Source organism: Micromonospora vulcania (genome assembly GCF_042658605.1).
Classification (GTDB): Bacteria; Actinomycetota; Actinomycetes; order Mycobacteriales; family Micromonosporaceae; genus Micromonospora; species Micromonospora vulcania.
This window is the reverse complement of record NZ_JBHSQS010000015.1, coordinates 98,882-117,709: the sequence shown is the minus strand read 5'-3', so window position 1 is coordinate 117,709 and position 18,828 is coordinate 98,882. Positions and strand designations below refer to the sequence as shown.

Below are 18,828 nucleotides of genomic sequence, written 5' to 3'. Positions count from 1 at the left end.
GGGTCGTGTGCCGCCCCGGCAACCGCGCCGACCTGGGCGGGGACGTCCCGTACCGGGGGACTAGCCTGGGTCGACGGCGGCGATCCGGTAACGCTGAGTGGCGAATCAGGCCACGAGGGCGTGACGGGCGGGGCCGCGGTGCGGGGCGATGCTGCTGCCGTCGGGGAGCAGCTCGCCGGTGTCCTCGAAGACGATGACACCGTTGCAGAGCAGGCTCCAGCCCTGCTCACGGAAGCAGGCGATGACTCGGGCGGCTTCTCGGTCGGTCGCTTCAGCTAAGGGGCAGGTCGGTTGGTGCTGGCACATCGGGTTCTCCGGACTGTGGGGGCACTGTGTCATGGTTCACATGACCAGTGACGCACAGTACCAAGCGAAAGTGTCCAGCATCGAGCAGGTGCACGCCTGGTTCGCCGGAAATCCACTGAACGGATGAGGAAGGTCGGACCATACGGCGTGGAAACGCTCCCACAGGTGCTGGTAAAAGTCCCCGCCGCACCACCGCGCTGCCGGGGCGCCCTCACCGAACGCGCCCGCCTGCACTGGCACCGCCACGACGGCGGCGACCCCGCCACCATCGCCGAGGACTTCCTCGCCGCGCACGGCCTACCCCTGCACGACCTGACCCGACCCGCCCCCACCCACAGCGGCACCGGCGCCTGCGGCGCCCCCCTCTACCTCTCCGCCGCCGCCGGAGCACACCTGGCCGGCGTCACCCCCGGCGCACCCGAACCCGCGCCAGCCCTACCCGACCTCGTCGTCGTGATCTACGACCACGGCCCCACCGCACCCACCCCCACCGGCCCCGCCGCACCCTGGTGGCTCGACACCTGGACCGAGAGCTGGACCCCCCGCCAACACGCCGACGCCGTCGACGCCGTACGCGCCGCCATCGGCCGCGGCGACATCTACCAGACCAACCTCGTCGGACACGCCGCCGCCCCCTACACCGGCGACCCCCTACCCGCCCTGAACCGCCTCGCCACCCTGCCCGGCGCCCGCTACGGCGGCATCCTGACCGGCGACGGCTGGGCCATCGGCTGCGCCTCCCCGGAAACCCTCATCGAGGTCACCAACGGTCAGCTGACCACCCGACCCATCAAGGGCACCCGCCCCGCCACCCCCACCGGCCACACCGAACTGCTCACCAGCGCCAAGGAACGCGCCGAACACATCATGATCGTCGACCTGGAACGCAACGACCTCGCCCGCATCGCCCGCACCGGCACCGTCCACGTCGACGACCTGTTCGCCGTACGCCGCTGGTGCGACCTGTGGCAGGCCGAATCCACCGTCCGCGCCACCGCCGCCGACGGCCTCGGCCTCGCCGACCTGCTACGCGCCACCTGCCCCGGCGGCTCCGTCACCGGCGCACCCAAACTCGCCGCCCTGACCCACATCCACACCCTCGAACCCGTCGGCCGCGGCGCCAGCATGGGCGCACTCGGCTGGGTCACCCCCGGCCACATCGACCTCGGCCTGACCATCCGCACCGCCGCCGCCGACGGCGACAAACTGCACACCTGGGCCGGCGGCGGCATCACCTGGGACAGCGACCCCACCGCCGAAGTCGCCGAAGCCGCCGCCAAGACCGCCCCGATCCGCGCCACCCTGGCCGGCCGCTGACCACCACACCCACGGCGATACGCTGACCGCCATGACCATGCGGCCCATCCGGATCATCGGCGACCCCGTGCTGCGCACCGACTGCGACCCGGTCACCACCTTCGACGCCGACCTACGCGCCCTGGTCACCGACCTGATGGACACCCTGCTCGGCGCACCCGGACGCGCCGGCGTCGCCGCACCCCAGATCGGCGTCAGCGCCCAGGTGTTCGTCTACGACGCCGACGGCCACCGCGGCCACCTCATCAACCCCACCCTCGAACTGTCCGACGAACGCCAGGACGACGACGAGGGCTGCCTGTCCATCCCCGGGCTCTACTTCCCGACCGTCCGAGCCCTGCACGCCACCGCACACGGCTTCGACCAACACGGCGAACCACTCACCATCGCCGGCAGCGGCTTTCTCGCCCGCGCCCTGCAACACGAGACCGACCACCTACGCGGCACGCTCTACGTCGACACCCTGCGCGGTGACACCCGCCGCCGCGCCCTACGCGAGATCCGCGCCGGCCGCTTCGACTCACCCAGCCGCCGCCGCTAACCCCTACCGAGCCGACAACGTGTACTCCGCATAGTCGGCCACCCGGGTGAAACCCACCCGCTCATACAGCCGCACCGCCGCCACATTGTCCGCCCGGACATTCAACGCCACCTGCGCCACACTCTCGCGCAGCCGCACGCACAACGCCGCCACCACCGCCGCGGCCAAGCCCCGCCCACGCCACCGCGGATGCGTCGCCACGTTGCCCAACGCCGCCACCCGGTACACCGGCGACCACACATGCACCCCGGCCACCGCGACCAGCTCACCGCCCTCGCGCACCCCCACGTACTGCCCGGTGTCCAGCATCCGCGGATCAAACCAGTTCTCCGGGTACGCCTGCGCGTACAACCGACCCAGCAGCGGCAGATCCGCCGCCCCGAGAACCACACCCGCCGGAGCCACCGCCGCCAACCGATCCGGATCCGTCAACGCCATCCGGTAATGCACGCCACGGGACTCCACCCGGAACGACCCACCCAGGACCTCGCTCAACCCGGGGGACAGGTGCGCGTACAACCGAGCCGGCAGCAACGGCGCCAACTCCTTCAACAACACCGCCATCGCCGCGCACTGCTCCGGCGCCGCGAACGCCAACAACGTCGGCGGATCCACCCCGTGATACAGCAACGCCACCTGCTCACCCCGGCGAAACCACGAGGTGTACGGCCAGAAGAAATCGTCCAGATCACCCAACTGATAGGCGTGCAACACCGGATCGCGCCCCAGCAACCCGGCCAGCACAGCCCGATCATGCTCCGCGCGCACCGCCATCAGCGGGCCACCCACTGATCGTGGCCCAGCTTCGCCACCAACGCCACCACCACCACCAGCAACACCACCCGCACGAACCCCGAACCCCGCCGCAACGCCATCCGCGCACCCACCACCGCACCAGCGATGTTGCACACCGCCATGCCCGCACCCAACAACCACCAGACATGCCCGGTCACCCCGAACACCACCAACGCGCCCAGATTCGTACCCGCGTTGACCACCTTCGCCATCGCCGAGCCATGCACGAAATCCGCGCCGATCAACGCCGTGAACGCCAACACCAGAAACGTGCCGGTACCCGGACCGATCAAACCGTCGTACAACGCGATGCCCACCCCGGCCACCGCGACCACCACCGCCACCCGCACCGGCGTACGCCGCCGCGGCACCGCCACCACCCCCAACCGGGGACGCAGCAGCACGAACACCGCCACCGCCAGCAACACCACCAACACCACCGGCCGGTACGCCGACGCCGGCACCGCCCCCGCCAACGCGGCACCCACACCCGCACTCAGCACCGCCACCGCCGCCGCCGGCCCCGCCACCGCCCAATCGACCTTCGTGCGCCGCGCGTACGTCGCCGCCGCCGTCGCCGTCCCGAAGATCGCCGCCAACTTGTTCGTGCCCAACGCGGTAGCCACCGGCAACCCCGGCGCGGCCACCAACAACGCCGGCAGCAACAACAACCCACCACCACCCACCACCGCATCGACCCAACCGGCCAGGGCAGCGGCGGACAGCAGCGTGATCAGCGATACGGGGTCCACGGCCGGCCATTCTCCCCGCCACCACCGACCCACCCCGCACCGAAGTGGCCAGCCTCACCCACCCCGCCACCCATCACCGACCCCGCGACCGCCGCAACCACACCCCCAACGCACCCACCGCCACGAACACCAGCATCGAACACAGCAACACCTTCACCACCGGGCAACCCTCCCACGAACACGTAGGGTGCAAGAGTGCGCCTGGCCACCTTCAACATGCTGCACGGACGATCCCTCACCGACGGGCTCGTCAACCCCGAACGACTCACCACCGCCATCCGCGCCCTCGACGCCGACGTCCTCGCACTACAAGAAGTCGACCGCGACCAACGCCGCAGCGGCCTACTCGACCTCACCGCCATCGCCGCACACGCCCTCGACGCACCCCACCACCGCTTCGCCGCCGCCGTCGTCGGCACCCCCGGCGAACAGTTCCGCCCCCTACGCCACGACGACGACGGCCACGGCGAACCCTGCTACGGCATCGGACTCATCAGCCGACACCCCGTCCGCAGCTGGCACATCACCCGACTCACACCCGCACCCGTACGCTCCCCGGTCTACGTCCCCGGCCCCGGCGGCGGCCTCATCCTGCTGCACGACGAACCCCGCGTCGTGCTCGCCGCCATCCTGGACACCCCGCACGGCCCACTCACCGTCGCCGCCACCCACCTGTCCTTCGTACCCGGCTGGAACGCCCGCCAACTACGCCAGACCGTCCGCGCCCTCCGCACCCTGCCCGCACCCCGCGTCCTGCTCGGCGACCTCAACCTCCCCGCCGGCGCCGCCCGCCTCGTCTCCGGCTGGCACCCCCTGGGCCGACGCCCCACCTACCCCGCCGGGCAACCCCGCGTCCAACTCGACCACATCCTCGCCGACCGGCACACCCTCAACCAGCTACCACCCGTACGGGCCGTCACCGCCCCGCTGTCCACCATCTCCGACCACCGCCCACTGCTGGTCGACCTCGGCTGAACCCGTCACCGCGAGAACCCCCCGCCGGCACCGCCACCGTGTCTAGGGTGAACTCACCGACACCACGGAGCCGACATGAGCGACACGCCCGACACCATCGTCCTCATCCACGGGTTCTGGGTCACCCCCCGCAGCTGGGAACACTGGGTCACCCACTACCAGGACAAGGGCTTCCGGGTACTCACCCCCACCTACCCGGGCCTGGACGCCGAAGTCGAAGCCCTCAACGCCGACCCCAGCCCCCTGGAGACACTCACCGCACCGCAGATCATCGAGCACCTCACCACGGTCCTCGACGCGCTACCCACACCACCGATCATCATGGGCCACTCGGCCGGCGGAGCCTTCACCCAGGTGCTCCTGGACCGCGGCTACGGCACCAGCGCCGTCGCCCTCAACTCCGCACCCACCGAAGGCGTCGCCATCACCCCGTTCTCGCAGCTACGCTCGACGTTCCCCGTACTGCGCAACCCCGCGAACCGACACCGAGCCGTCGGATTCACCTTCGAACAATGGCACTACGCCTTCACCAACACCTTCGACGAAGACGAGTCCCGCGCCCTCTACCAGCGCTACGCCATCCCCGCCGCCGGCGGCATCCTCTGGGACAGCGTCCTGGCCAACCTGCTACCCGGCCCCCAGGCCATCGCCGTCGACTACCACAACGACCAACGCGCGCCCCTGCTGTTCATCTCCGGCTCGAAGGACCACATCATGCCGCCGAGCGTGCAGCAGTCCAACGCCCGCCACTACCAGGGCGACACCATCACCGAAGTCAAGCTCTACGACGGGTACGCACACCTGCTCCCCGCCCAACAGGGCTGGCAGACCATCGCCGATGACGCCCTGGACTGGGCCCTACGGCACGCCAGATGACCACCGCCCAACCACCACTGCGGATCACCCACATCGGCGGCCCCACCACCCTGATCGACATCGGCGGCTGGCGACTGCTCACCGACCCCACCTTCGACCCACCCGGCCGCCGCTACACCTTCGGCTGGGGCACCTCCTCGGTCAAGACCACCGGCCCCGCCATCCCCGCCGCCACCCTCGGCCCCATCGACGCCGTCCTGCTCACCCACGACCACCACGGCGACAACCTCGACGACACCGGCCGCGCCCTGCTGACCGGCGTACCCACCGTGCTCACCACCACCTCCGGCGCACGCCGGCTCCACCACCACGCCCAGGGCCTGCGCAACTGGCAGAGCACCCGACTGACACACCCCACCCGACCCACCATCGACATCACCGCCACACCCTGCCGACACGGCCCACCACTGAGCGCCCCGATCGTCGGCAACGTCATGGGCTTCGCCCTGACCTGGGCCGGACAACGCCACGGCGCCCTCTGGATCACCGGCGACACCGTCCCGCACCGCGGCCTACGCGACGTCGCCACCCGCATCCCCGTCGGCACGATCCTGCTGCACCTCGGCGGCGTACGGTTCCCCATCACCGGGCCACTGCGCTACTCGATGACCGCCCGACAAGCGGCCCGACTCTGCGCCCAGATCCGCCCACACACCACCATCCCCGTGCACTACGAGGGCTGGCAGCACTTCCAGGAACCCCGCGACACCATCGAACGCGCGTTCGCCGACGCCCCACCCACCGTCCGGGACACCATCCGCTGGCTACCCCTCGGCGAACCCACCACCATCACCGCCTGACCCCACCGGACCGTCACCCGACGGCACCAGCGCCCGCAGCGCCCGATTGGTACGGTTGGCCCGCACCGCCTCACGCTGCTGACCCGCCGTCACCTCGATGTACGTCTGCGACGACGCCAACGACGCGTGCCCCAGCAACCGCATGATCTCCGCCGCACTCGCCCCGTCCTCGGCCAACCGGGTGGCGAACGTGTGCCGCAACGCGTGCAACCGCGCACCCCGCGGCACCCGGTCACCAATGCCCGCCCGCCGATAACACGACTCCACCAGATACTGGAGCCCACCACGGCGCAGCGGCTCACCATGCCGATCCACCAGCAACGCCGAGTCCGGACGCACCGACCGCGCCCCGAACCGCCGGGACCGACTGTCCAGATAGTCATCCAGCACCCGGTCCAGATCCGCCTCGATCGGCACCACCCGAGGCCGCCCGCCCTTGCCGGCCACCTCGACCCGCCGCTCACCAGCCCGACCGCACAACGAGTCGACCCGCAGCGCGAGCAGCTCCGACAGGCGCAGGCCAGCGCAGAGCGCCACCGCCAGGACCGCCACGTCCCGCTCCGGCCACGGGTCACGCTGCCGACCGTCCTCACGCGCCACCGAGGCGAGCAGCACCTCGGGGGTGTCCGCGCCGCGCAACGGCTTGGGCTGGGGGAGCAGGGCCCGGGGCCGACCGACGGCCGGCATCGGATTGCCCGCCACCACACCGTCGGCGACCAGGAACGTGAAGAAGCTGTTCCAGGTGGACCAGGCCCGGTGCACCGACGCCGCAGCGCGTGGCGCCGCGAACCGGGCGAACGCCGCCCGCATCACCCGAGGGGAGAGATCCGTGATCGACAACTTGTCGAGGGGGAGGGGAGTGGTGCCATCCTCGGCGATCAGGGTGGCCACCGCGCACAGGTCCCGCCGGTACGCCGCCAGGGTGTGCGGGGAGGGCTTGCGGGTCGCCCGGGCGGTCAGGAACTCCTCGATCAACACCGTGAGCGATTCGTCCTGTTTTTCATGCATAAGGGATATTATGCAGCATTTTCGTGTTGGTCGGCAAGGCGACGAGAGGGGAGTGCGGTGACCGAACCGAGGCGGCACGTCCTGACCGGAGCACCAGGGGCGGGCAAGACGACCCTGATCGAGGCGCTGCGCCGCCGAGGGCACCTGGTGGTCCGGGAGGCGGCCACCGACGTCATCGCCGCCCGGCAGGCGCAGGGATCCGCCGAACCCTGGCGGGAAGCGGACTTCGTCGACGCCGTCGCCCGACTCCAGCGCCAACGCCGCAGCGCGGCCGATGCGCGAGGCGCGGTGCAGATCCACGACCGGTCACCACTGTGCACCCTCGCGCTGGCCCGCCACCTTGGCCGACCGGTCGGCCCGTACCTCGCCGCCGAACTGGACCGGATCACCCGACAGGGGATCTATCGGGGACTGGTGTTCCTGATCGCCCCGCTGGGCTTCGTCACACGCACGGCCGCGCGGCAGATCGACTACGCCGAGTCGCTGGCCTTCGCCCAGGTGCACCAACGGGTGTACGAGGCGTACGGGCACCGGCTGATCGACGTGCCGGCCGGCCCGGTACGGGAACGGGTCGCGCTGATCGAGCAACATCTGCGGTCGTGAGCGCCGCGCCCCTGCCGGGGGGACGGTCAGATCGCTCAACTTTACATAATGTGCATTATCGAATCGGTGGGAAGAGGCTCGCGAGCTGATAATCCGCGGACGGGGCTCCCGCTTGGCCACACCGGTCGGTGTTCGATTGCGGATCGTTTCCGAGGCCGCGCCTTCGCCCCGCGCTGACGCGATGATCCGCGCACGTTCAGGGGCGTTGCTGCGTGCGGCGGCACGGAAGGCAGCAACGGCCCCGAACGTGTGTAGATCTTGAGAACGCCCGCGCCGCGAGGGGCGGTCCGTCGACTGAGGATGCTCCCCCAGGTGGGCAGGTCTCCGGGACCGCCTGTCGTACGCTCGCGTTCATGATCGAACGGGTGCGGGTCGCGGTTGTGGGTGCCGGTAACAACACCTCGGCGTTGGTGCAGGGAATCGCTCTCCACCGTCAGACCGGCGCTCTGGTGGGTGTGCACCGGCCGGTGATCGATGGTCTCGGGGTGGGTGACATCGACTTCGTCGCTGCCTTCGCCAGGTCTGCGGAGAAGGTCGGCAAGGACCTGAGCGAAGCGATCTTCCTGCCGCCCAACAACTTCCCTCGGCTCGACTGTGCTCTCCCCCGGATGGATGTGCCGGTGACCAGGGGCCTTGTCGACGCGACCGAGGTGGATCGGATCGCGGCGGCGCCCTCATCAACACCACGTCGGACGCGTTGGCTCGCGATCCGCTGTGGCTGGGACGGTTCGAGGCGGCGGGGTTGCCGCTGCTCGGTGATGACCTGGCCAGCCAGTTCGGTGCCTCGGTGCTGCACAAGGCGCTGCTGCGGCTGCTGGAGGAACGGGGCCTGGATCTGGTCAGCTCCTACCAGGTCAATCTGGGTGGTACGGAGGACTTTCGCAACCTGGTCGAGAACCCCAACACCAAGAAGCAGTCCAAGCTGAACGCGTTGTCGGCGACGGCCGCTGAGAAGGTGCAGATGGCTCCGCTGGGGTATCTGTCGCAGCTCGGGTCGCAGAAGGTGACGCACCTGAACGTCGAGGCGCAGGGTTGGGGCGCGATGGCGGTGAGCCTCGACGTGAAGCTGAAGGTGCATGACCCGAGTGGCGCTGCCGGGGTCAACATCGATCTGATTCGGATCGCGGCGAGCGCGTTGCGGGGCGGGCGTGGTGGTTACCGTGCCGAGGCGACGCCGTTGTTCAAGTCGCCGCCCGGAACGGCGGTCTGAGGACTCGACGCGTTGGGGTACTCCCCCACGGTGATCCAGCGTCGTTCCGGGACGCGTGCTGCGCCCCGGAACGACAGGTCAGTTGCCGACGTACGTCGCGAGGTGTTCGCCGGTGAGGGTGGAGCGGGCGGCGACGAGGTCGGCGGGTGTGCCTTGGAAGACGATGGTGCCGCCGTCGTGGCCGGCGCCGGGGCCGAGGTCGATGATCCAGTCGGCGTGGGCCATGACCGCCTGGTGGTGTTCGATGACGATGACCGATTTGCCGGAGTCGACGAGTCGGTCGAGCAGGCCGAGGAGGTTCTCGACGTCGGCGAGGTGCAGGCCGCTGGTCGGTTCGTCCAGGACGTAGACGCCGCCCTTCTCGGCCATGTGGGTGGCGAGCTTGAGGCGTTGGCGTTCGCCGCCGGACAGGGTGGTGAGGGGTTGGCCGAGGGTGAGGTAGCCGAGGCCGACGTCGGCGAGGCGGCGCAGGATGGCGTGGGCGGCGGGCGTACGGGCGTCGCCGGCGCCGAAGAACTCCTCGGCTTCGGTGACCGACATGGCGAGGACTTCGCTGATGTCGCGGCCGCCGAGGTGGTGCTCCAGGACGGAGGCTTGGAACCGTTTGCCGTCGCACTCCTCGCAGATGGTGGCGACGCCGGCCATCATGGCGAGGTCGGTGTAGATGACGCCGGCGCCGTTGCAGGTGGGGCAGGCGCCTTCGGAGTTGGCGCTGAACAGGGCTGGTTTGACGCCGTTGGCCTTGGCGAAGGCTTTGCGGATGGGGTCGAGCAGGCCGGTGTAGGTCGCGGGGTTGCTGCGTCGGGAGCCCTTGATGCCGGCCTGGTCGATGGAGACGACTCCGTCGTGGCCGGCGACTGATCCGCGGATCAGGGAGCTCTTGCCGGATCCGGCGACGCCGGTGACGACGACGAGGACGCCGAGGGGGATGTCGACGTCGACGTCGCGCAGGTTGTGGGTGTTGGCGCCGCGTACCTCAAGGGTGCCGGTCGGGGTGCGGACGGTGGGCTTGAGGGTGGCGCGGTCGTCGAGGTGGCGTCCGGTCAGTGTGTCGCTGGCCCGGAGACCGTCGACGGTTCCTTCGAAGACGACCTGGCCGCCGGCGGTGCCCGCGCCGGGGCCGAGGTCGACGACGTGGTCGGCGATGGCGATGGCCTCGGGTTTGTGTTCGACGACCAGGACGGTGTTGCCCTTGTCGCGCAGTTGCAGCAGGAGGTTGTTCATCCGCTGGATGTCGTGGGGGTGCAGGCCGATGGTGGGCTCGTCGAAGACGTAGGTGACGTCGGTGAGTGACGAGCCGAGGTGGCGGATCATCTTGATGCGTTGGGCTTCGCCGCCGGAGAGGGTGCCGGAGGGCCGGTCGAGTGCGAGGTAGCCGAGGCCGATCCCGACGAACGAGTCGAGGGTGCGTCGCAGTGTGGTGAGCAGGGGGGCGACGGATGGTTCGTCCAGGGTGCGTAGCCATTCGGCGAGGTCGCTGATCTGCATGGCGCAGGCGTCGGCGATGTTGATGCCCTTGATCTTCGAGGAGCGGGCTGCCTCGGAGAGTCGGGTGCCGTCGCATTCGGGGCAGGTGGTGAAGGTGACGGCGCGTTCGACGAAGGCGCGGATGTGGGGTTGCAGGGAGTCGACGTCCTTGGCGAGCATCGACTTTTGGATCTTGGGGATCAGGCCTTCGTAGGTCAGGTTGATGCCGTCGACCTTGATTTTGGTTGGTTCCTTGTGCAGCAGGTCGTGCAGTTCGCGCTTGGTGAACTTCTTGATGGGCTTGTCGGGGTCGAAGAACCCGCAGCCGTTGAAGATGCGGCCGAACCAGCCGTCCATGCTGTAGCCGGGGATGGTGAGCGCGCCGTCGTTGAGCGATTTGGTGTCGTCGTAGAGGGCGGTCAGGTCGATGTCGGTGACCGAGCCGCGGCCCTCGCAGCGGGGGCACATGCCGCCGGTGATGCTGAAGCTGCGACGTTCCTTGACGGTCTGTCCGCCGCGTTCCATGGAGACCGCGCCCGCGCCGCTGATCGAGGCGACGTTGAAGGAGTACGCCTGGGGTGAGCCGATGTGTGGTGTGCCGAGTCGGCTGAACAGGATGCGCAGCATGGCGTTGGCGTCGGTGGCGGTGCCGACGGTGGAGCGGACGTTGGCGCCCATCCGTTCCTGGTCGACGATGATCGCGGTGGTCAGCCCGTCGAGGACGTCGACGTCCGGGCGTGCGAGGGTGGGCATGAAGCCCTGCAGGAAGCTGCTGTAGGTTTCGTTGATCATCCGCTGGGACTCGGCGGCGATGGTGCTGAACACCAGCGAGCTCTTGCCGGAGCCGGAGACGCCGGTGAAGACCGTCAGGCGGCGCTTGGGCAGCTCGATGCTGACGTCCTTGAGGTTGTTCTCGCGTGCGCCGTGCACGCGGATCAGGTCGTGGCTGTCGGCGTCGTGCGGCGCAGGCGACTGCGTGGCCCTGCTCATCGTGTCTCCATCTGTTGGGTGGGACCGCTGGTCGCGGTCCCCCGTCGGCGTCGCCTGTGCTGGTGGCTCAGCTGAGTTGGTTGATGCGGATGTGGTTGCCCGCGGGGTCGCGGAAGGCGCAGTCGCGGATGCCGTACGGCTGGTCGGTGGGCTCCTGGATGACCTCGGCGCCGCTGGCCTCGATGCGGGTGAAGGTGTCGTTGAGGTCCTTGGTGGCCAGGACGACGGTGGCGTAGGTGCCCTTGGCCATCATCTCGGCGATGGTGCGGCGCTCGTCGTCGGTGATGCCGGGGTCGGCGGTCGGCGGGTGCAGGACGATGGAGGTGCCGGGCTGGCCGGCGGGGCCGACGGTGATCCAGCGCATGCCGCCGTAGCCGACGTCGTTGCGGACCTCGAAGCCGAGGGTGTCGCGGTAGAAGGCCAGGGAGGCGTCCGGGTCGGTGTGCGGCAGGAAGCTTGAGTGAATGGTGATGTCCATGGCGTTCAGGCTAGTTGCGGCTGCTTGACCTGGGCTTCTCGATTCCTGATCGGTCTGGTCACCTGTTTCGCGACGCAGGACGGCATCTCCGCGGTGGTGGGAGCTGTCTGGCTGCGGTAGGTGCTGGGGGGTACGCCGACCAGTTCGGTGAAGCGGGTGCTGAAGGTGCCCAGTGACGAACAGCCGACCGTGAAACAGACTTCGGTGACGCTGAGGTCGCCGCGTCGCAGTAGCGCCATCGCGCGTTCGATGCGGCGGGTCATCAGGTACGCGTACGGGGATTCGCCGTAGGCGCGTCGGAATTCGCGGCTGAGGTGCCCGGCTGACATGTTGACGCCGCGGGCGAGCGCTTCGACGTCCAGTGGTTTGGCGTGTTCCCGGTCGATCCGGTCGCGGACGCGGCGTAGCTGCGCGAGGTCGCGCAGGTGCTGTTCCGTGGCGGTTCTGCTGGTCACCTGCGAAATCGTGCCACGTCGTACCGGAGTTGCCCAGCGTTGGTGGCGGCGTGGGCGGCTTCGTGTCGGTTCGTGCCGGGGTGGGCTCGGTGGGTGGGTCGGTACCCGTACCGTGCGGGTGGCGCTTGGGCGACAGTGTCGCCGGCCCGTCGCGGCTAGCCTCCGGCCATGGGCTACGCCGCCGACCTCGAGGCAGCCGCTGCGGCGGTGCGGCATCTGGACGGCCTGCTGGCCGATGTGTGGTTGGCAGTGGATGCCCCGGACCACGTCGGCGGGCGTTGGGCGGAGGTGTGCCGGGGGTCGCCGGTCGATCCGGTGTTCGTCTGCGTCGACGCGATGAGCAATGTGCTGCACGTGCGGTACCTGGGCCCGGAGGACATCTCTGTCGTCTATCTGCCGGGCTGGTACTACGAGGTGGCGACGGCGGCGTCGCTGGGCCGGTCGCTCGGCGCGTCCGCCGTGACGGTGCTGGATTTCGCGTCCGCGCGTCCGCTCGTGTTCGACCTGGCCGTCACGCACACGCTCGGTGGTGTGGCGCAGAGCGTCGCGCTCCCCCGGGGCGGCGAGCCGGTCGAGTACGAGCCGCTGCCCTTCGGGTACGCGTTCGCGCCCGCACGTGGCTTCGGTATCACCGACACGCCGGCGGGCACGAACCCGGCGACGGACCCGGCGGCGATCTTCCACTGGAGTGCGATGTCGCTGCGGATCGCGGCGGCGCCCGGCGTGACGTTCGAGTCCCGGCCGTTGCTCGGCGACACCGCCCTGAGCGTGGTGCGGGCGGCGTATCGGCCGGGTGACGGCACCGTCACCTGTGACCAGGCGCTCCGCGTCGAGTTCGAGCGGCACGGTTCCGCGCTGACACTGCCGCCGCTCGGCGCGCCGCTGCGTCCGGTACCGCTGGCGGAGCCGGACATCGTGGCGAACGCGGTGGCGATGAGCCGGGCCCTGGGCGAGCCGCGGCCGGTGGCCGTGCAGGAGACCTGCCCGGACGGCGTCGACCTGGTGCTGTTGAAGCCGGACCTGCGTCGGCTGCCGCAGGTGGCCCCGTGGAGTTGGCAGCCGACCTGGCTGTACGAGACGGCGAAGACCATCGACGAAGCCGTGTTCGCGATGCTGAAGGAGTTGCTCGACACGTACGTCCTGTGGCTCGGTGGTTTGCCGGAGACGGCACCGGTGCCGATCCAGATCCGCGTGGACCCGGCGAGCGGGGAGGATCGCTTCGTCTATCGCCTTGATTTCCTGGATCCGGACGGCGCGGCGTCGGTGGAGCCGCCGGACGAGACCGCGAGCTCCGCGCCGTGTTTCCGGCTGACCGTGGTGCGTACCAAGAACGTGCGGGTGACCGTGGATCTGCCGCTCGGCGAGGCCAGCAGGTCCGACATCAAGGACATCCTGGAGTACCGCGAGACGGTCGTCGACCATTTCGACGACGTGCCGCTGATGATCGGCGACGGCGAGTTCGACACCGAGGCCCAACTGTCGGACCGGCCGGCGACGATCGAGGAACTCATGCACATTCTCGTCGCGGTCGGCGAGTTCGTGCCGTTCCCGCCGTTGCAGGTCATGTACGACCTGCGGGATCTGGGCAGCGTGGCGTCGTATGTGCTGACCGGCAAGAACCTGTACGGCGAGCCGATGGGTGGCATCGAGGCCGCGATCACCCTCGGTGGTGTGCTCCTTCCCGAGGTCGCCGAACGCGTGGTCGACTCACTGCTCGCCTCGGGTCGGCGGGTCACCTCCCTCGGCGGCGATCCGACGCGGCGCCTGCGGGAGGCGGCGCAGGCCGCGGTGCCCGGCGACGCCAAGCTGGCCCGGTCACTGATCGAACGCGTCGAGGGCGGTTCGCCATGACGCGTCTGCCGGCCGGTGCCGCCAGTTTGTCCGTGCCGGAGCGGCTGGTGTTGATGGGGCAGTTGCAGCGCATGACGCCGCAGGCTCGGGCGTTGCTGGGCGGGGACGGCGTGGCGACGGCTTTTCTGCGCGATCCCGAGCAGCTCATGGACCGGTCCGGGGTGTGCCTGCGGTCCGGGTTCCTGCAGCACGCCTTCGAGGCGGCACGCCGGGACGTTCCGTCCCTGTCACCGGAGGGGTTCCTGGCCAGCGCGAGCGACGGTTCGCTGCTGGCGGGGATCGTCGAGGCGCTGCTCGGCGAGGCGTCCGCGACGCTGCTGCGTACGTCTGATCCGGCGCGTTACGTCGATGCGTTGCGGCGGGCTTACGCCGATTTCAGGGTGGTCGCGACGCCGTTCGACGGTGGTGTGTCCTATGGCTCCTACCGGTACCACGAGGGTTTTCACGTCGAGTTGCCGGACGAGCTGAACGTGCTGCCGATGAACGCGCCGGTCGGTCCGGGCCTGCGCTACCCGGCGTACGGGCCGGTGGTCACCAGCCGGGGGCACCGGTCGATCGGGATGGTGCTGGCGTCGCGGGTGTGGGGTCGGGAGATCCCGTTGACGGCCCGCGGGCCGGAGCTGTTCCGGGAGTTGAATGTCCGCAGCTACGACGAGGTGCACGCCTGGGACTACGACCCCGACCTGCAGATGTCCGAGGTGCAGATCGCGCACATGATCTCCAGCGGGGACGCGCCGATCTACCGTTTCTCGTTCGACAAGGGACCGCCCAGTGCCCGGACCGTCGAGCAGGCGCGGTGGGAGTTGGCGGCCCGGCTGCAGGACGAGCGGATCCTGACCGCCGACACCGACGAGCTGCAACGGCTGTGGGACCACCATGGCCGCAGCACGTCCACGCCAACCGGCGACCCGCAGGATCTGGGCAGCCGCTACGGCCGTGATCCGTACTACCGGCTGTCGCGTGACGAGCTGTTCGAGACCGCGATGGCGCTGCCCTCGGCGCGGAACGTCGCCATCCGCGTCTACGAGTGGGAGCATGCGAGACCGCAGCGGTTCATCCGGGAGATGCAGCGCTGGGTCCGGCAGTTGCGCAGGAATCTCGACGAGGAGGCATGGAGCAGTCGTCTGTCCATGCTGACCGGCGCGTCCGAGCCGGGCAACCTGCAACTGCTCTCCCCACCCGAGCACGCCATGACCGACCTGTACGCCGGACGGATGATGGGCGGCGTGACCCGCCTGGACCGGCGGGGCAACCGCCTGGTCCCGAGCGTCGCGGAGGAAGCCGCCTACGACTACGCGGCGCGCGCGCAGGACTTCACGTTCGGTTCGGGGGCGACCGCGCAGCCGTTCCTGCGTACCGACATCGACCGCGCCGCCGAGCCGGTCGTCGCGTTCGACCAGCGGACCCTGGCCGAGCTGATGGCGGCGCTGCACGAGGACGACTGGCAGCGGGCGCTGGCCTCGACAGCGGACACGACCGACGCCTGGAACCGGCTCGTGCAGCGGCTCAACAGCCAGGTCGACGGCTATGGCATGCCGACCGCCCTGCGCCTGCCCCAACTGTGACTGGAGGACCGCTGATGCCCACCACACCGCAGGCCGCGCTCCGTTTCGTCCAGGTGCGCCGCGCGGGCGACCCCGCGGCCACCGACGACGGCGCCTGCAGCACCGGACCGACGATCATCAACGCGGTCCTGGATTTTCGTGACACCTGGTCGCCGCCGGTGAAGGACGCGCTGAGCAGCCGCGACGTCGAGCAGGCCCAGGCACTGTACGTCGAGCGGCGCAAGGAGCAGGACGACCGGCTCGAAGACCTGGGGCGGCTCGCCCTGGCACTGCTGCGACGCGCCGCCGTGGACGCGCACCTCACCGTCGGCAAGCTGCGTCAGGTCATCAACGCGTGGGCAGCCGAGCGGCAGGTTGCCCCGGAGCAGCTGCGCGGGGCGCTGGTCACGCTCAGCCGGTGGACCGTGGACATGATCGCCCTGGGTCGGTTCCTGGGCCGACCGCGTGGCGTGACCTCGACCGTCCTGGTGCGGCTGCTGCGCGGTGCCACACTGATCCGTCTGGCCTTGAGCACCGCCGAGGACGCCTGCCTGGTCCGCCGGTTGATCGGCGATCGCGAGTTGGCGCTGCCGCCGGCGCCGAAGCCGGCCCCGCAGCTCGACGCCGACCTCGCGGTCGCCGAGCAGTTCGCCGACCTGGTCGCTCACGCGGGGCGCCTGCTCACCCGGGCACGCGTCACCGGCAACCCGGACCCGACCCTCGCCGACGCGCAGGCGGCCGGCTTCGCCGACCTCGGCCCGGTCATCGAGGTGACCGCCCGTGCCGGCGCCGAACTGGGCGCGGCACCCACCACCAGGCTGCGTACCCTGCGCAAGATCTTCGACAGTGAACGCGAGGCGGCCCGCCGCCGCGCGGACCGGCGGGCCAACCCGTCGGGGCGGCTGGTCGAGAACGGGCCCATCGACATCGGCGACGACATCGAGTACGTGCCGCCGCGCGTACCGGTGCTCAGCGCGCAGGCCCGGGTCGCCGGCCGCGGCGACCTCATGATCATCCGCACGGCGCATCTGCGGTACGACCTCGGCGACATCTCGCACGTCGAGAACGTGCTGGCCAGCGAGGTACGCGGGCGCACCCACGTGGTCGACACCAGCACCCGCGAGTCGGTCACCACCTCGACCCAGTCGATCGCCGAGACCACGCAGGAGTTGGAGACCACCGAGCAGAACAGCCTCGACCGCGCGCTCACCACCGCGTCCACCCAGAGCACCTCGATGTCCCTGGGAGTCAGCGTCTCGGGCGGCTTCGGCCCGGTGCAGGCCGGCGTCGACATCAACGCCGACCGGTCCACCACCACCTCCAGCAGCATGAGCTCGGCCGTCTCGTACTCCAAGAACCTCACCGACAAGGCGTCCGAGCTGCTGCGCGACGAGGTCTCCGAGCGTCGCACGATCACCAGCACGACCCGGGTGACCGAGACGAACGAGCACCGGTTCGACAACGCCGCCGGGTCGGCCAACATCACCGGCATCTACCGCTGGCTCACCAAGGTCGACCAGGCGCAGGTCTACAACTACGGCGAAAGGTTGCTGCTGCAGTTCATCGTGCCCGAACCCGCCGCCGTACTGGTCGATCTGGCGCAGCGCAGCAGTGACGAGGGCGGCGCGGTCGCCAAACCGGCCGGCTGGTTCCTGGAGGTCGCCGACCTCAACGAGGAGAACTACGCCGACAAGGCCGCGCGCTGGAACGTGGTCGGCGTCGAACAACCGCCCGAGCCGGAGGTGTTCGCGACCCTCACGTTCGCCGACCCGCCGGCACGGCCGTTCGACTACGCCCAGAACTCCACCGACAAGTCCCAACCCGAGTGGGGTTACAGCTCGTACGTCGGCGAGGTCATGGTCCCGACCGGCTACCAGGCCACCGTGGCGTACGTGAGCACCACCTGGGGGCTGGAGGACGGCGAGTACACCGCCGAGGAGGGCAGCCCGCCCCAGGCTGTGCAGATCGCCATCGGGGAGACCCGCTTCACCGACAACGACGGCACCGACGGCGAGAACGTCGTCGAGCTGGACCAGGTGCTGCCCGGCCCGCTGCCGGTCGGGATCAGCGCCGACCAACGCGGCGGCCTCACCGTCGTCGTGCGGGTGCGCTGCGAACGCACCGACGCCGCCTACGAGGCCTGGCGGCTGCGCGCGTACGAGACGATCCGCGCCAGCTACCTGGCGCAGCTGGCGGCCTACGACAACGACCAGCGGCTGCGGCTGGCCCGCGCGGTGTACCGCTCCGAGCAGCCACCGGAGATGAACCGGCGTACCGAGCAACTGGAGTTGAAGCGGGCCTGCCAGAGCGTGCTGTTCGGGCACGAGTTCGACCAGTTCGGCGCACTGAGCTTCGCGGACGACGAAGCCCCCCGCATCGACCGTCTGGAGATCACCGCCGAGGCGGACCAGATCCAGTTCGGCGAGGACCTGTTCGAGTGGGAGAACATGGTCTATCTGTTCTACCCGTACCAGTGGGCGGGCCGGGAGCGCTGGGCGACGCTGCGCACGCGGACCAGCTCGGACCTCGTGCACGAGGCGTTCCTGCAGGCCGGAGCCGCCCGCGTGACGGTGCCGGTGCGGGCCGGCTACGAGCACGCGGTCGGGAACTACCTGGAGACCTCGCAGATTCCGGAGCTGATCCCCCGCCCGTGGCGCGACGGCACGAACCCGTACCCGCCGATCGAGGACCTGATCGGCGACGCCCTGGACCGCCCGGGCGAGGAGATCGCCGTGGACGAGCCGTGGGAGGTCAGCACACCGACGACGCTGATCTACCTGCAGACCGGCGCCGAGCTGAACCCGGAGCCGGCGTGAGCGACGAACGGCGGCACGCCGTGGTGGGCGCGACCCGACCCACC

The 18,828-nt window shown here is 70.0% G+C and carries 17 protein-coding genes; 10 read left to right on the top strand and 7 right to left on the bottom strand.

What is annotated here, in order from left to right; translation table 11 throughout:
* Positions 1–105 precede the first annotated feature (105 nt).
* Complete coding sequence (locus ACFQGL_RS23310; RefSeq protein WP_377514482.1) at positions 106–306, bottom strand: DUF5999 family protein; 201 nt, start codon at positions 304–306, stop codon at positions 106–108.
* 123 nt (positions 307–429) lie between these two features.
* Between ACFQGL_RS23310 and ACFQGL_RS23305 the strand changes: the two genes are divergently transcribed.
* Both ACFQGL_RS23305 and ACFQGL_RS23300 read left to right on the top strand, forming a co-directional pair.
* Entirely contained in the window at positions 430–1,623 is a 1,194-nt protein-coding gene (locus ACFQGL_RS23305) for a chorismate-binding protein (protein WP_377514481.1), read from the top strand.
* Between the two features lie 31 nt (positions 1,624–1,654).
* On the top strand, positions 1,655–2,164 hold the full coding sequence (locus ACFQGL_RS23300; protein ID WP_377514480.1) for a peptide deformylase: 510 nt from the start codon (positions 1,655–1,657) through the stop codon (positions 2,162–2,164).
* A gap of 3 nt (positions 2,165–2,167) precedes the next feature.
* Here the strand turns inward: ACFQGL_RS23300 and ACFQGL_RS23295 are convergent, their stop codons facing one another.
* Positions 2,168–2,938: a GNAT family N-acetyltransferase gene (locus ACFQGL_RS23295; protein ID WP_377514479.1), complete on the bottom strand. Its 771-nt coding sequence runs from the start codon at positions 2,936–2,938 to the stop codon at positions 2,168–2,170.
* Positions 2,938–3,711, bottom strand: coding sequence for a TSUP family transporter (locus ACFQGL_RS23290; protein ID WP_377514478.1), 774 nt, complete (start codon positions 3,709–3,711; stop codon positions 2,938–2,940). Before ACFQGL_RS23290 ends, ACFQGL_RS23295 begins: the two co-directional genes overlap by 1 nt.
* Positions 3,712–3,906: 195 nt before the next feature.
* On the opposite strand from ACFQGL_RS23290, the gene ACFQGL_RS23285 reads away from it, so the two are divergent.
* The 3 genes from ACFQGL_RS23285 to ACFQGL_RS23275 all read left to right on the top strand — a co-directional run bounded on the left by ACFQGL_RS23285 (position 3,907) and on the right by ACFQGL_RS23275 (position 6,362).
* Positions 3,907–4,686: an endonuclease/exonuclease/phosphatase family protein gene (locus tag ACFQGL_RS23285; protein WP_377514477.1), complete on the top strand. Its 780-nt coding sequence runs from the start codon at positions 3,907–3,909 to the stop codon at positions 4,684–4,686.
* Between the two features lie 75 nt (positions 4,687–4,761).
* Positions 4,762–5,562: an alpha/beta hydrolase gene (locus ACFQGL_RS23280; RefSeq protein ID WP_377514476.1), complete on the top strand. Its 801-nt coding sequence runs from the start codon at positions 4,762–4,764 to the stop codon at positions 5,560–5,562.
* Positions 5,559–6,362: an MBL fold metallo-hydrolase gene (locus ACFQGL_RS23275; RefSeq protein ID WP_377514475.1), complete on the top strand. Its 804-nt coding sequence runs from the start codon at positions 5,559–5,561 to the stop codon at positions 6,360–6,362. The genes ACFQGL_RS23280 and ACFQGL_RS23275 overlap by 4 nt, the downstream gene beginning before the upstream one ends.
* On the opposite strand, the gene ACFQGL_RS23270 is transcribed toward ACFQGL_RS23275, so the two are convergent.
* Positions 6,327–7,370 (bottom strand): tyrosine-type recombinase/integrase, encoded by a 1,044-nt coding sequence (locus tag ACFQGL_RS23270; RefSeq protein ID WP_377514474.1) that lies wholly within the window; start codon positions 7,368–7,370, stop codon positions 6,327–6,329. The two genes, ACFQGL_RS23275 and ACFQGL_RS23270, sit on opposite strands and share 36 nt — an antisense overlap.
* Before the next feature lie 57 nt (positions 7,371–7,427).
* Here ACFQGL_RS23270 and ACFQGL_RS23265 point away from each other — a divergent pair, with 57 nt between their 5' ends.
* Both ACFQGL_RS23265 and ACFQGL_RS23260 read left to right on the top strand, forming a co-directional pair.
* Positions 7,428–7,973, top strand: a complete 546-nt coding sequence (locus ACFQGL_RS23265; RefSeq protein ID WP_377514473.1) for an AAA family ATPase — start codon at positions 7,428–7,430, stop codon at positions 7,971–7,973.
* A 697-nt stretch (positions 7,974–8,670) separates the two neighbouring features.
* Entirely contained in the window at positions 8,671–9,183 is a 513-nt protein-coding gene (locus ACFQGL_RS23260) for a hypothetical protein (protein WP_377514472.1), read from the top strand.
* 78 nt (positions 9,184–9,261) lie between these two features.
* On the opposite strand, the gene ACFQGL_RS23255 is transcribed toward ACFQGL_RS23260, so the two are convergent.
* The 3 genes from ACFQGL_RS23255 to ACFQGL_RS23245 form a co-directional block, all read right to left on the bottom strand.
* The gene (locus ACFQGL_RS23255; RefSeq protein ID WP_377514471.1) at positions 9,262–11,640 is read right to left on the bottom strand and encodes an ATP-binding cassette domain-containing protein; all 2,379 of its coding nucleotides are present in this window, start codon (positions 11,638–11,640) and stop codon (positions 9,262–9,264) included.
* Positions 11,641–11,707: 67 nt separating this feature from the next.
* The gene (locus ACFQGL_RS23250; protein ID WP_377514469.1) at positions 11,708–12,118 is read right to left on the bottom strand and encodes a VOC family protein; all 411 of its coding nucleotides are present in this window, start codon (positions 12,116–12,118) and stop codon (positions 11,708–11,710) included.
* A 5-nt stretch (positions 12,119–12,123) separates the two neighbouring features.
* Complete coding sequence (locus tag ACFQGL_RS23245) at positions 12,124–12,573, bottom strand: helix-turn-helix transcriptional regulator (protein ID WP_377514468.1); 450 nt, start codon at positions 12,571–12,573, stop codon at positions 12,124–12,126.
* A gap of 168 nt (positions 12,574–12,741) precedes the next feature.
* Between ACFQGL_RS23245 and ACFQGL_RS23240 the strand changes: the two genes are divergently transcribed.
* The 3 genes from ACFQGL_RS23240 to ACFQGL_RS23230 are packed head-to-tail and all read left to right on the top strand — an operon-like array spanning position 12,742 to position 18,784.
* A complete protein-coding gene (locus ACFQGL_RS23240; RefSeq protein WP_377514467.1) occupies positions 12,742–14,424 on the top strand; it encodes a hypothetical protein in 1,683 nt (560 codons plus the stop codon).
* Positions 14,421–15,989: a hypothetical protein gene (locus ACFQGL_RS23235; protein WP_377514466.1), complete on the top strand. Its 1,569-nt coding sequence runs from the start codon at positions 14,421–14,423 to the stop codon at positions 15,987–15,989. Before ACFQGL_RS23240 ends, ACFQGL_RS23235 begins: the two co-directional genes overlap by 4 nt.
* 14 nt (positions 15,990–16,003) lie before the next feature.
* The gene (locus ACFQGL_RS23230) at positions 16,004–18,784 is read left to right on the top strand and encodes a hypothetical protein (RefSeq protein ID WP_377514465.1); all 2,781 of its coding nucleotides are present in this window, start codon (positions 16,004–16,006) and stop codon (positions 18,782–18,784) included.
* Positions 18,785–18,828 lie beyond the last annotated feature (44 nt).

Coding starts and splice junctions, on each gene's coding strand:
- ACFQGL_RS23310 (WP_377514482.1), bottom strand. CDS start 306: ATGTGCCAGCACCAACCGACCTGCCCCTTAGCTGAAGCGACCGACCGA.
- ACFQGL_RS23305 (WP_377514481.1), top strand. CDS start 430: ATGAGGAAGGTCGGACCATACGGCGTGGAAACGCTCCCACAGGTGCTG.
- ACFQGL_RS23300 (WP_377514480.1), top strand. CDS start 1,655: ATGACCATGCGGCCCATCCGGATCATCGGCGACCCCGTGCTGCGCACC.
- ACFQGL_RS23295 (WP_377514479.1), bottom strand. CDS start 2,938: ATGGCGGTGCGCGCGGAGCATGATCGGGCTGTGCTGGCCGGGTTGCTG.
- ACFQGL_RS23280 (WP_377514476.1), top strand. CDS start 4,762: ATGAGCGACACGCCCGACACCATCGTCCTCATCCACGGGTTCTGGGTC.
- ACFQGL_RS23275 (WP_377514475.1), top strand. CDS start 5,559: ATGACCACCGCCCAACCACCACTGCGGATCACCCACATCGGCGGCCCC.
- ACFQGL_RS23270 (WP_377514474.1), bottom strand. CDS start 7,370: ATGCATGAAAAACAGGACGAATCGCTCACGGTGTTGATCGAGGAGTTC.
- ACFQGL_RS23255 (WP_377514471.1), bottom strand. CDS start 11,640: ATGAGCAGGGCCACGCAGTCGCCTGCGCCGCACGACGCCGACAGCCAC.
- ACFQGL_RS23250 (WP_377514469.1), bottom strand. CDS start 12,118: ATGGACATCACCATTCACTCAAGCTTCCTGCCGCACACCGACCCGGAC.
- ACFQGL_RS23240 (WP_377514467.1), top strand. CDS start 12,742: ATGGGCTACGCCGCCGACCTCGAGGCAGCCGCTGCGGCGGTGCGGCAT.
- ACFQGL_RS23235 (WP_377514466.1), top strand. CDS start 14,421: ATGACGCGTCTGCCGGCCGGTGCCGCCAGTTTGTCCGTGCCGGAGCGG.
- ACFQGL_RS23230 (WP_377514465.1), top strand. CDS start 16,004: ATGCCCACCACACCGCAGGCCGCGCTCCGTTTCGTCCAGGTGCGCCGC.